Here is a 12,025-nt window from a genome sequence, read left to right on the forward strand (position 1 = left end):
CCGCTGCGCTGGCGCGGGGTCGGCAACCAGAAGACTCTCGATCAGGGGTGGCAAAATCACAGCATGAATTCCGAAACCATCACCCTGCCCATCCCCGCCGCTACCATCGTGGCCCAGGCCTCCGCCGGCGAGCGGGGAGTCACCGCCACCGAGTTCTCCGCCTACGTCGTGCGCCCCGAGGGTGCTCCGAAGGGTGCCCTCGTGGTCATCCATGAGGTCTGGGGGCTCGTCGAGCACATCACCGGCATCGCTGACCGATTCGCGGCAGAGGGCTATCTCGTGATCGCACCGGACCTCATGTCGTCGATCGGCATCGAAGCGCAGGTGGGCCTCGAGCTGAATGCGATCATGAAGAGCACCGATGAGAAGGTGCGCTCCGAGGGCCAGCCGCGACTGCGCGCTGCCTTCGCCGGCATGAACGCTCCGGAGTTCGGCGCCTGGGCGTTGGCCGCGCTCGGCGAGTCTGTGGACTACCTCGAACAGCAGCCGGGGGTCGATGGGCGCATCGCGGTCACCGGATTCTGCTTCGGCGGCAGCTACAGTTTCGCCCTCGCGGCGGCGGACAGTCGCATCCGTGCCGCGGTGCCGTTCTACGGCGCTCCGCCGGAGATCGCCGCGGTCGCGCACATCGCCGGACCGGTACTCGCGTTCTACGGGGTCACCGACACGAACCTCATCGACTCGCTTCCCGAGGTCACCGCGGCGATGCAATCGGCAGGCATCGACTTCACCTCGCACGTCTACGAGAACGCCGGGCACGCGTTCTTCAACGACACGAACGCCTTCATGTACCGGGCGGATGCCGCGGCGGATTCCTGGCAGCGCACCCTGGCGTTCCTGGACGGGGCCCTCGCCGGCTGACCGCCTCGCGGACTAACCGCGCGTGCAGGTGCCGGATGACACGGCGGCGCTCAGGCCCTGCGCCTGAGCGACCACCGGGGCCAACCTATTCGTCGTCATGGCGAATCCGAGGTGACTGGTTGTCGCCGAACGCGCGAAGATCACTCCGGTGACGCTTCCGGCGGCATCGAGCACAGGTCCTCCGGAATTGCCTTCCTGCACGTCGGCGGCGAGATAGTAGACCTCACGCGGGCTCGGGTTGGCGCCGTAGATGTCGGGCGATTCGATGGTGGCGACGTTCTGCACCGCCGCAGGACTGGAGAGGAACGGGCCACCGAGCGGATAGCCGTCGAACACCGCGGTGGCGCCCGTCGTGAGGTCCGCACCGAGACGAAGGGGCGGGGTCGGGAGACCGTTGACCGCGATGACGGCCAGGTCTTGCACCGCATCGAAGTACACCACCCGACCGGTGTAGGTTCCCCCGGCAGGCGTGAGCACGACTGGTTCGGTGACGCCGGCAACGACGTGGGCATTGGTGACGACGCGACCGGTAGAGGAGACGAAGCCGCTGCCGGACTGGTTCTGCCCGCACTGGTAGGCGTTGCCCGTGATCTTGACGACGGATCGCGCGGAGACCCGTTGGGCTGCGGTCTCCCCGGAGGCCGGCACTGCGAGCGGTGTACCCGTTCCGAGCGACTCGAACAGGCGGGGCAGGCCGTCGAGGGCGAAGACGGAGCGCACCTTCGCCTCGAGAGCTTTCACCGGATCGGGGGTGACCCGGTCGATCGCGGACACCACAAGCGATGACCCGATCGTCTGGGAGACGAGAGGCACGCCAAGGGACCCGATCCCGAAGGCGAGCATGGAAACGACGAGCGCCGCGCCGATGAGGGTGATCGCGGCACCGAAGATCCGGTCGATCGCCCGCAGCGGGGTCTTGTCGACCCGGCGGCGGATGACCCTGCCGAGGGCGGATCCGGCGGCCTGACCGAGCGCGATGAGCGCGACGATCACGACCAGGATCACCGGCAACCGGAACTGCGGCGCCGTGACCCACCCGGTCACGAGCGGTATCGCGAAGAAGGAGGCGACGGCTCCCGCGATGATCCCGGCGAAACTGCCGAGGCTGAGGATGAAACCGCGGCGGAATCCGAAGACCGCGTACGCGATGAGCAGCAGCACCAGCAGCAGGTCGAGCACCACGGAGCCGTTCATACCGCTATCCCTTCACCACCCACACCGTCTGCCCGGCCAACGCCCAGTGTGCCATGGCCGGCTGTACACCCATCGCCGCCGCTGTCGAGTCCTGAGGGCGAAGCCGTCGATTGTGACAGGGTGGGGGAATGGATGACTGTGATGCGATCGTCGTCGGAGCGGGCCCCAACGGTCTCTCCGCCGCCGTGGTGCTGGCCCGCGCCGGACTCTCCGTTCGGGTCTACGAACGGGAGAAGACCATCGGCGGGGGAGCCCGCACCGAGGAGCTGACCCTCCCGGGTGTGCTTCACGACGTCTGCTCTGCGGTGCATCCGCAGGCACTCTCGTCCGCCTTCTTCCGCGCCTTCGAGCTCGACAAGCGGGTCGATTTCGTGATCCCCGAGATCTCCTACGCGAATCCCCTCGACAACGGCCGCTCCGGTATCGCCTGGCGCGACCTCGACCGCACCGCGGATGACCTCGGCGTCGATGGTGCCGCGTGGAAGAACCTGCTCGAACCGCTGGTGCGGCGGGCGGACGAGGTCGCCCAGTTCGCCGGGTCCCAGGTACTGCAGCTGCCGCGTCATCCGCTCACTCTCGCCATGCTGGGCCTGCGGATCCTCGAGCAGGGCACCCGCGGTTGGGACCTGCGGTTTCGGGAGGATGTCGCCCCGGCGATGCTCACCGGCGTGAACGCTCACGCGATCCGACCGGTCCCGAGCCTCGCGACGGCGGCGGCCGGCCTGGTGCTCGCCACCACCGGGCATGCGCGCGGCTGGCCGATCCCGATCGGCGGGAGCCAGTCGATCGTCAACGCCCTGGCGGCCGACCTTCTCGCCCACGGGGGAGAGATCGTCACGGACACCGAAGTGACCTCGCTCGCTGAGCTCCCGAAGGCGAAGGTGGTGCTGTTCGACCTGACCCCGCGCGCCCTGTCCCGCATCGCGGGCGACCGTCTTCCCGTGAGGTACCGTCGTGCGCTCGAGCGCTTCCGGTACGGCAACGCAGTCGCCAAAGTGGACTTCGCTCTCTCCGCGCCCGTGCCGTGGACGGATCCCCGTCTCGCCGAGGCGGCGACCCTCCACGTCGGCGGCACCCGCGAAGAGGTAGAAATCTCCGAGGCGGATGTCGCGGCCGGTCGTCATCCGGCGGATCCCTATGTGCTCGTGTCGCAGCCGACAGCCTTCGATCCCTCTCGGGCGCCGAAGGGAACTCATGTGCTGTGGACCTACACCCACGTTCCGCGCGGGTCCACCGAAGATCGGGCCGAGGCGATCATGTCGAAGATCGAGCGCTACGCGCCGGGGTTCCGCGACACGATCATCGCGTCGTCGAGCCGGACCGCGCTCGAGGTCGAACGATACAACCCCAACTACATCGGAGGAGACATCGCCGGCGGAGATGTGACCATCGCGCAGTTGCTCGCCCGTCCGGTGCTGTCCCCGACCCCCTGGCGCACTGCGGCGCGCGGCATCTACCTGTGCTCGTCGTCCACTCCGCCCGGTCCCGCCGTGCACGGCCTCGGCGGCTACTACGCCGCGATGACGGCACTCCGGGACGAGTTCGGCGTCACCCGTCGTCCGTATCTCGGCCTGGCATGACCTTTCGGCCCAGTATGACCTCTCGGCCCTGTATGACCTCGGCCCTGGGGGGCCGCGGCTGCACTCGTGCCCTTTTGCGCTAGATCAGGTCGCGCAACACCTGCTCCGGGCGCACCCCGCGAGTTCGTGCCCGCGCCGACAGTCGATCGAATTCGGCGGCGCTGAGGGTCACGACCACGTCGACCGTCTCCGTCGCGGCGGGCTCATCGAAGTCGAACAGCACCGCGGGAGGGCTAACTTCCGGCGCCTCCGCCGGCGCCAGTCGAGTGTCTGACGGGCGCGTGGCCGCACGCTCTCCCGGGCGCACGAAGCCGGGCCCGGCGGGGATCGCGGTGCCGCGCTGGTAGGCCTCCGAGACCGCACGAGCCCGCGAATCCGCGGCCTCATTCAGCGGATGGTTGGCGTGACCCTTCACCCATTCGAATCGGTAGTGTCGACCGGGCAGCTCGGCATCGATCTCCTGCAGCAACTCGACGTTCATCACCGGTTTGCCGTCGGCCTTGCGCCAGCCCTTTCGCTTCCAGCCGGGCATCCACTTGGTCACACAGTTGATCACATACTGGCTGTCGCAGAGGATCAGCAACTCCTCATCCAGGTGCGCTGTCGCGCGGAAGAACTGGAGCACCGCCGTCAGTTCGGCCTGGTTGTTGGTGGCATGTTTCCAGCCGCCGGCGGCCCAGCACGAGTCGTCCACATACCAGGCCCAGCCGGCCGGGCCGGGGTTTCCGAGGGCGGAGCCGTCGGCAGCGGCACGGATCGTCATTCTGGCTCCCAGCGGTGTGGATGTCTGGCGGTGAGAAGTCCCGAAAGACGCCCTCGGATGTCGCACACCAGTCTGCCCCACGCTCGGCAGCCGACTTGCGCTCTATGCCGCCGCGAGCTCGCAGCCCGTACCGGGCACTCGAGGGGCCGGATGCCGCGGCATCCGCTCTCGAGGCGACGTCGGTGCTCAACGAAGACCGCATCGACGACGGCAACAGCCGCTCCTACCTGCTGGCCTGGATCATGGTGCACCTGTAGCGGTCGGTCGTGCCTGCTCCCGCCTCCGTGCGCGTTCGGCATCCGCCGCAGCGGCTTCGGCGGGCGTCGGTGCGGTGCCTCCCCGGGATCGCGGCTGCCACCACTGTTCCGTGCCGTCGACGGGATAGTCGGACTGCAGCGAATCCACCATCGACTGCATGGTGCTCCGCAGGCCCTCCGTCACGGACTGGGGATCGTCGCCGGACCCGACGGTGATCGGCGCACCGAAGGCGAAGGAGATTTCGACCCCGAAACGTTCCCGGAAGGCCACCTTGTGGTTCTTGGTCATCAGGCGCTGGCCACCCCAGACGGCGACCGGGATCACCGGCACGCCGGCCTCGGCGGCGAGCCGTACGGCGCCGGTCTTGAGCTCGCGCACCTCGAATGATGCACTGACCCCCGCCTCGGGAAACACCCCGATGAGTTCGCCCGCCCGCAGTGCGGCAACTGCCGCGGCATAGGCCTCCGCGCCGCGTTCCATGTCGACCGGGATGTGGTGCATTCCCCGCAGCAGCCAACCGATGCCCGGCTTGTCGAACGCGCGTTTGGTGGCGAGAAAACGGATGCGCCTCCGGTTGTGCATCCACGTCGCCCACTCGATGAGCGCGAACTCGAAATAACCGAAGTGGGTCATGGCCAGCACGGCACCGCCGGTGTCCGGAAGATTGTCGAGCCCGTGCTCACGGCGGCGAAGACGCCAAAACCCGAAGAGTCCGCGCCCGAGTGTGATCGCGGAGCGATAGATCGGCTCCGGACGGGCGCGACGGACAGAAGGCATGCGGCCAGCGTAGAGCCGAAGGCTGCGTATTCGCGGTGTCACGCGTCGAACATGCGTCGCGGGGAATACTGCACGAGGGCCACCCCCGTTCAGGCGTGCCCTTTACTGGGGACTGTCGACCGTTCGCGCCCCCCGGTTAGCGTGAGGTCATCCAAACCTGGGGGAAGCAGTGACCGATCTTGTAGCGCGCAGAGGGGCCGAATCGAGGCGGCACGGTCGCGCGCAAGATCTCACAACCGAGTCGGCGCCGCGCGCCGGGTTCAGCTTCCGTGGTTTGTTCGGTCGCGGGGGCGCACCGGACACCACACGGGGTTGGCGCTCAGAGGCACCCACAGAGTTCGAACTGGGGCGCCAACTGATGTCGCTCGACGAGCGGTTCACCGTACTCCGGGCATTCGATGTCTTCGGCGAGCTCGATGCCGACTTCGTCGTCGTCGGGCCGGCAGGAATCTTCCTCATCACCACCCGCGTGCGAAATGGCGCGAAGGTCTGGGTCGACGAAGACATGCTCTGGCTTAATGGCCGCCCGACCGACCAGGTGCGCGATGCTCGCCGCGCTGCCGACCGGGCATCCGCTCGGCTGAGCGCAATCGTGGGCCAGTCCGTTCGAGCGACTCCGGTCATCGCGGTCATGGACCCTCTCTCACTGTCGTTCGGCGGCGACCCTGCGCGTCGCGTCGTCACCCTGCCCGCTGACCTGGTGGCGCAGTGGCTCTCCGAGTGTTCCCGAACGCTCTCGGATAGTGCTGTCGCCACCCTTTCACTGGTCGCGGAAGAACGCGCCACGTGGGGTTCGCTGCCGAACGGCTCCGGCCTGCTGTCCCGGGTGCGCTGAGCGCACCAACCCCGGCGCTGGCACCCTTTCTGGGGCTGCCCGTTCTGGGGCTGCACAGCCTTTCGCGTCGCGTCTAGCCTGAAGAGCATCAGAGCTTGGGGGAGCCGATGGACAACAGGGATGCGGGCGGAACGCAACGCACCGCTACTGCGCTACAGATCGACACAGCGGGCACGTTCTCGCCCCCGGTCGACGAGTCCCCGTTCTCCGGCCCCATCACCACCGGTCCGATCCACCCCGGATTCTCGCTCAGCGGTGCTTTCGGCAGCGAACCCTTCGACGCCTCCGCGCACCTCGCGGCGCCGGCCGCGGAAACGAGGGTGGATTTCGACCCGCTTCTGGTCAAACCGGACACCATGGCGATTCCGACGACCGCGGCAGGCGCTTCTGCCGCTCCGTCATCTGCCGCCTCATCCATCCCAATGGAATCGGGCCCGTGGTCCATCGAGCCGAACCTGCGCGCGCGCGGCCCGGCCTACGCCGTGCTCCAGGAATGCCTCCGGCGGCAGGAGTCGGCGACGACGCGGGGGAGGCTCGCCCGGGCACTCGGCAACAACCCACTGCATCCGGATGCCCGCAGTTGGTACAGCGGAGCACTCGGCGAAATCGTTGTCGCCCATGCACTCGCCCAGCTCGGGGAGGCGTGGACGGTGCTGCATTCTGTTCCCGTCGGCTCCGGCGCTCCCGACATCGACCACGTGGTCCTCGGGCCCGCCGGCATCTTCACGATCACCACCCACAACCACTCCGGCAAGAAGATCTGGATCGGCGGCAGCACCTTCCTCGTCAACGGCTACAAGCAGGAGCACATGCGCACCGCTGCCCATGAGGCCGAGAGCGCGGCCCGGCTGCTCAGCAGCGTGACCGGGCGCCCGGTCACCGTGACCCCGCTCATCGTGGTGGTGAATCCGGCAGCAATCGCGACCGGCCGCAAGCGCCCACGCGTCGCCGTCGTGTCGAGCAACACGCTCCTGCGCTGGCTGATGAAGCGTCCCCGGGTGATGTCGGAGCGCGCCGTCGCCCACTTCTCCATGTTCGCGGAGGAACGCAGCACCTGGCAGCAGGAGCCGCTGGCAGTGGATGACACCTCCGATCAGCTCGCCCGCTTCGAACGGCTCCGGCTCGAAGTGGATGCCGCCCGCCAGCGTTCCCGCCTGTGGTTGCTCACGCTCGGGGTCGCGGCCATCCTCATCACGCCCGTCGCCATCGCCGAGATCGTGCGCCTGGTGCTCTCGTTCATGGTCGTTCCCGCAGTCTGAGGCGACGAACGCACCCTGAGCGGCGTACGGTTCATTCCATGACCGAACAGCAGCCCTTCGAGATCGAGCGCAGTTTCGATGACTTCGAACTGAGGCGCTATCCCGAGCACGTTCTCGTGCAGGTGACCGTGGATGGCGACTTCCTGCGCGCCGGCAATCTCGGATTCCGCCCGCTGATCAGCTACATCAGTGGTCGCAATGCCCAGGCCCTTCGCATCCCGATGACGGCCCCCGTGACGCAGGAGCCGCTCGGCGACCATAGCCACACCGTGAGTTTCGTGTTGCCCGACGGCACCGACCCGTCGACGGTCCCCGTGCCGACGGATGCCGCCGTCGCGACGGTCACCGTCCCGGCCGGTCGCGTGGCCGCCCGCCGTTTCGGCGGGGGATGGACGGATGCCCGTTTCGAGCAGAACGGCGAGATGTTGCTCGCCGCCGTGGAGGGCGCCGGACTGGTGCCCGAAGGCAATCTGTACTTCGCGCGGTACGACCCCCCATGGAAGCCCGGCTTCCTCAAACACAACGAGGCACTGGTGCGGGTGCGCGAGTAGGCGTCGCCCACGCGCTAGGTTCGGGAGTCATGGGGCATAACCGTCAGAGGAACATCGCTCTGCTGGTGGCGGGCACGTTCTTCATGGAGAACCTCGACGGCACGATCCTCACCACGGCGGCCCCGAGCATCGGCCGGTCGTTCGGCGTGCCCTCGGTGGCAATCGGCATCACGATCACGGCCTACCTGCTGACACTCGCCGTGCTCATCCCGCTGAGCGGATGGATCACCCGTCGCCTCGGTTCCCGTCGCGTCTTCCTCTCGGCGATCGCGATCTTCACCCTCGCCTCTGTGCTCTGCGCGCTCAGCACCAGCCTGCCAGAGCTCACCGTCATGAGAGTGCTGCAGGGTGTCGGGGGCGCGATGATGGTGCCGGTCGGGCGCCTCGCCGTGCTGCGCGTCACCGACCGGGCCGATCTCATTCGCGCGATCGCGCTGCTCACCTGGCCCGCGCTCGTCGCTCCCGTCGTCGCACCCCTCGCCGGCGGCATCATCACGACCTACTCCACCTGGCACTGGATCTTCCTGATCAACGTGCCGCTCGGCATCGTCGCCTTCGTCGCGGCCTTGCGGCTGATCCCGTCAGAGGAGCGAGAGGCTCCGCCCCCGCTGGACTGGCTGGGCCTTGCCCTCACCTGCACCGGGCTGGGCTCGCTGGTCTACCTCGGATCCCTGCTGGCCGAGCGCGACCCCGGTGTGCTCGCGACGATCGGCTGGGGGGTGGCCGGGGCCGGCCTCATCGGGCTCGCCATCGCGCACCAGCTGCGCGCGCGGCATCCGCTTCTCGACCTGCGCGCGTTGCGCATCGAGACCTTCCGCCTCGCTCACGCGGGCGGATCGCTGTTCCGACTGGCCGTGAACGCGGTGCCCTTCCTTCTGCCGCTGCTCTTTCAGGATGTCTTCGGGTACTCGCCGCTTCTCTCGGGCGCGCTGGTGCTCTTCGTGTTCGTGGGCAACATCGCGATCAAGCCGGCGACAAGCGCGCTGCTCCGCCGCTTCGGATTCCGGGCGGTGATCATGGCGGCCAGCGCCGCGGCGGCCCTGACCATGGTCCTGATGGCGCTCCTGACGAGCGCGACCCCACTGTGGCTCGTGATCGTGCTGCTCACCGCCAGTGGAGTGGCCCGCTCCACCGGGTTCACCGCCTACAACACGATCGCCTTCGCCGATGTCGAGCGGGCCGAGATGACGGATGCGAACACCCTCGCTTCCACGCTGCAACAGCTCGCCGCCGGTTTCGGTGTCGCCGTCGGGGCGGTGGCACTGCGGCTGGGGGACGCCTTCGCGAGCGGATCCGGAAATTTCGCCTTCGCCTTCGCGGTGCTCGCGGCTCTCACCGCCCTCGCGACGGTGGAGGCACTTCTCCTCTCCCGCACCGCGGGGGAGAATATCCGGCCCGCACGGCGGTGATGTGCTGTCAGGGGAGTGCTAAACTCGCAAGGTTGCCGTCCAACGGCCGCGGATAAAGAGAGCTCGCACACTCAGTGACGGGCACCGCGCAACGAGTGAGAGGGGCCATCTATGCCATTAGCACCAGATGCCAAGAAGACGATTATCGACGAGTACGCCACCCATCCCGGTGATACCGGTAGCCCCGAAGTGCAGGTCGCGATGCTGACCGCCCGCATCAAGGATCTCACCGAGCACCTGAAGGAGCACAAGCACGACCACCACTCCCGTCGTGGCCTGCTGCTGCTCGTCGGCCAGCGTCGTCGCCTGCTGGGTTACCTGCAGGACATCGACATCTCGCGCTACCGCACGCTGATCGAGCGTCTCGGACTGCGTCGCTAGTTTCTTTTCTTGGTCGAAAGCCCGTCCTGTTCGCAGGGCGGGCTTTTCGGTGTCTGCGTCCCTTCCAAAGCCGCCCTTCGCTGCCAGTTGGCTGGGAAGCAGCTAGAAGGAATCATCCGATGCCTTTTTGTGTTTACTAGTTAAGTAACAGCACAGAAAGGTCGCCCATGGGAAGAGTGAACGAAGAAGTAGAGGCCGAGAACGGCACCGTTCTCAAATACCAGCACCATGCAAACGGTCGCGGTTTCGTCTCACCGAAAGCGCGAGTACAGCCGAGCACCTTTGTGGCCGCGACGGCCTACATCGAGGCGGATGCCCGCATCGGCGACAGCGGCACGATCGGCTCCGGCAGCTGGATCGACCAGGGGGTAATCCTCGGTGAGCGCGTGTTCATCGGACAAAACGTGCATATCGGCCGCGACAGTGTCGTCGGTAACGATGTGCGACTCGGCAGTCACTCGCGCATCGGCGCGAATGTGCGGATCGCCGGGGGAATGCGTGTCGACGCGGACGCCCAGGTGCCGGATTCCTCGGTGCTCGGCACCCCGCGCGAATCGGCGATGCCGGTGAAGCGCTCGGCCGGGCAGGTCAGCAGCTACGTCTCGGACCGCGCAGCCTAAACCCGCGTAATCGACAGAAGAGGCCGTCCCCACGGGGTCGGCCTCTTCTTTCGGTCAGCTGGTCTTCCGGTCAGCGGGTCTTCACCGACTCGCGTTCGGGGCCCTCGACGATCACGGTGATCGCCGCGGTCGTCGGCACGGTGTCCGTTCCATGGCCGTCAGTCTCGGCCAGCATCGACTCCAGGTAGGGGCGCTCACCGGACAAGACGGCACGCACCTGGGCGGCGTCGATCTGGCGCGTCCAGCGACCGATGAGGAGAGTGGCCACCGCGTTGCCGGTGAAGTTCGTCACCGCACGGGCTTCGGACATGAAGCGGTCGATGCCCACGATCACTCCCACACCGTTGACCAGGTCGGGTCGGTAGGTCTGAAGCCCACCAGCCAGGGTCGCCAGTCCCGCACCGGTGACCCCGGCGGCGCCCTTCGAGGCGATGATCATGAAGGCGAGAAGGCCGATTTGGGCGCCGATCTCCAGGGGCTTGCCCATCGCGTTGGCGATGAAAAGCGACGCCATCGTGAGGTAGATCGCGGTGCCGTCGAGGTTGAAGGAATAACCGGTGGGCACGGTGATGCCCACCACCGATTTGGAGACACCGAGGTGTTCCATCTTGGAGATGAGGCGGGGGAGTGCCGCCTCCGACGATGAGGTGCCGACGATGAGCAGGTATTCGCGGCCGAGGTACTTCATCAGGCTGAAGATGTTCACGCCGGTGACCAGCCGCAGCAGGGTGCCGAGGATCACGATGATGAAGACCGCACAGGTGATGTAGAACCCGACGAGCAGCGTCGCCAGGCTGAGCAGTGCGCCCGCGCCGGTGTTGCCGACCACCGCGGCGATCGCTCCGAATGCGCCGATCGGGGCGAGCCAGAGCACCATGCTCAGGATGCGGAACACCAGGGCCTGCAGTTTCTTCACCGCCTCCAGGATGCTGGTGCCCTTCTCCCCGAGGCCCTGGAGCGCAAAGCCGACGAGGAGTGCGACGAGCAGCACCTGGAGGATGCTCCCGGAGGTGAACGACGAGAAGAGGGTTGCCGGGATGATGCCGAGGATGAAGTCGGTGCCGCTGACCGGTTCGCCAACGGCCTGGTAGGTCGAGGTGGCGATGTTGAGCCCGGTTCCGGGGTGAAGCAGGTTGCCGACCACCAGCCCGATGCCGAGCGCGAAGGTGGACATGATCAGGAAGTAGCCGATCGCGAGTCCGCCGATCTTGCCGACGGTCGCCGCCTTCGCGATCGAGCCGACGCCGATCACGATCGTGCAGAAGATCACCGGGGCGATCATCATCTTGATCAGCGCGACGAATCCCTTGCCGACCGGGTCGAGGGTCTTGGCGAATTCCGGGGCGGCGAGCCCGAGGATCGCACCCGCGGCCACCGCAACGATCACCGCGATGTAGAGGTAGTGGTTGCGGTCGATGCGGCGAAGCATCCCGCGTTTTGTCGTGCCCGGCGTCACTGCCATGGGGAGTCCTTTGTCTCGGAACGTCGTTGTGCCCGGCCTACGGATGAGGCGTGCCAGCAGCCTGTTCGATGGAGC

13 protein-coding genes are annotated in these 12,025 nt (G+C 67.3%); 9 read left to right on the forward strand and 4 right to left on the reverse strand.

Annotated features, from left to right (window positions below):
* The first annotated feature begins 63 nt into the window (after positions 1-63).
* Entirely contained in the window at positions 64-861 is a 798-nt protein-coding gene (locus tag ABIB54_RS09360) for a dienelactone hydrolase family protein (protein ID WP_354575257.1), read from the forward strand.
* Between the two features lie 12 nt (positions 862-873).
* On the opposite strand, the gene ABIB54_RS09365 is transcribed toward ABIB54_RS09360, so the two are convergent.
* Positions 874-2,055 (reverse strand): MarP family serine protease, encoded by a 1,182-nt coding sequence (locus tag ABIB54_RS09365; RefSeq protein ID WP_354575258.1) that lies wholly within the window; start codon positions 2,053-2,055, stop codon positions 874-876.
* A 128-nt stretch (positions 2,056-2,183) separates the two neighbouring features.
* Here ABIB54_RS09365 and ABIB54_RS09370 point away from each other — a divergent pair, with 128 nt between their 5' ends.
* Entirely contained in the window at positions 2,184-3,635 is a 1,452-nt protein-coding gene (locus tag ABIB54_RS09370) for a phytoene desaturase family protein (RefSeq protein ID WP_354575259.1), read from the forward strand.
* Positions 3,636-3,714: 79 nt separating this feature from the next.
* On the opposite strand, the gene ABIB54_RS09375 is transcribed toward ABIB54_RS09370, so the two are convergent.
* On the reverse strand, positions 3,715-4,398 hold the full coding sequence (locus ABIB54_RS09375; RefSeq protein ID WP_502917108.1) for an RNase H family protein: 684 nt from the start codon (positions 4,396-4,398) through the stop codon (positions 3,715-3,717).
* A gap of 104 nt (positions 4,399-4,502) precedes the next feature.
* Between ABIB54_RS09375 and ABIB54_RS09380 the strand changes: the two genes are divergently transcribed.
* On the forward strand, positions 4,503-4,655 hold the full coding sequence (locus ABIB54_RS09380) for a hypothetical protein (protein WP_354575260.1): 153 nt from the start codon (positions 4,503-4,505) through the stop codon (positions 4,653-4,655).
* Here the strand turns inward: ABIB54_RS09380 and ABIB54_RS09385 are convergent.
* A complete protein-coding gene (locus ABIB54_RS09385; protein WP_354575261.1) occupies positions 4,639-5,433 on the reverse strand; it encodes a lysophospholipid acyltransferase family protein in 795 nt (264 codons plus the stop codon). The two genes, ABIB54_RS09380 and ABIB54_RS09385, sit on opposite strands and share 17 nt — an antisense overlap.
* A gap of 358 nt (positions 5,434-5,791) precedes the next feature.
* On the opposite strand from ABIB54_RS09385, the gene ABIB54_RS09390 reads away from it, so the two are divergent.
* From ABIB54_RS09390 to ABIB54_RS09415, 6 genes are all read left to right on the forward strand, one after another.
* Positions 5,792-6,268 (forward strand): hypothetical protein, encoded by a 477-nt coding sequence (locus tag ABIB54_RS09390; protein WP_354575262.1) that lies wholly within the window; start codon positions 5,792-5,794, stop codon positions 6,266-6,268.
* 107 nt (positions 6,269-6,375) lie between these two features.
* Entirely contained in the window at positions 6,376-7,527 is a 1,152-nt protein-coding gene (locus ABIB54_RS09395; protein ID WP_354575263.1) for a nuclease-related domain-containing protein, read from the forward strand.
* 38 nt (positions 7,528-7,565) lie between these two features.
* On the forward strand, positions 7,566-8,078 hold the full coding sequence (locus ABIB54_RS09400) for an SOUL family heme-binding protein (protein ID WP_354575264.1): 513 nt from the start codon (positions 7,566-7,568) through the stop codon (positions 8,076-8,078).
* A gap of 29 nt (positions 8,079-8,107) precedes the next feature.
* Positions 8,108-9,487, forward strand: a complete 1,380-nt coding sequence (locus ABIB54_RS09405; RefSeq protein ID WP_354575265.1) for a DHA2 family efflux MFS transporter permease subunit — start codon at positions 8,108-8,110, stop codon at positions 9,485-9,487.
* A gap of 111 nt (positions 9,488-9,598) precedes the next feature.
* The gene (gene rpsO, locus ABIB54_RS09410) at positions 9,599-9,868 is read left to right on the forward strand and encodes a 30S ribosomal protein S15 (protein WP_147783080.1); all 270 of its coding nucleotides are present in this window, start codon (positions 9,599-9,601) and stop codon (positions 9,866-9,868) included.
* A 176-nt stretch (positions 9,869-10,044) separates the two neighbouring features.
* Positions 10,045-10,488: a hypothetical protein gene (locus ABIB54_RS09415; protein WP_354575266.1), complete on the forward strand. Its 444-nt coding sequence runs from the start codon at positions 10,045-10,047 to the stop codon at positions 10,486-10,488.
* A gap of 70 nt (positions 10,489-10,558) precedes the next feature.
* Here ABIB54_RS09415 and ABIB54_RS09420 read toward each other — a convergent pair whose 3' ends face one another.
* Complete coding sequence (locus ABIB54_RS09420) at positions 10,559-11,950, reverse strand: cation:dicarboxylate symporter family transporter (protein WP_354575267.1); 1,392 nt, start codon at positions 11,948-11,950, stop codon at positions 10,559-10,561.
* Positions 11,951-12,025 lie beyond the last annotated feature (75 nt).

This window comes from Frigoribacterium sp. UYMn621 (genome assembly GCF_040549525.1).
Lineage (GTDB): Bacteria > Actinomycetota > Actinomycetes > Actinomycetales > Microbacteriaceae > Lacisediminihabitans.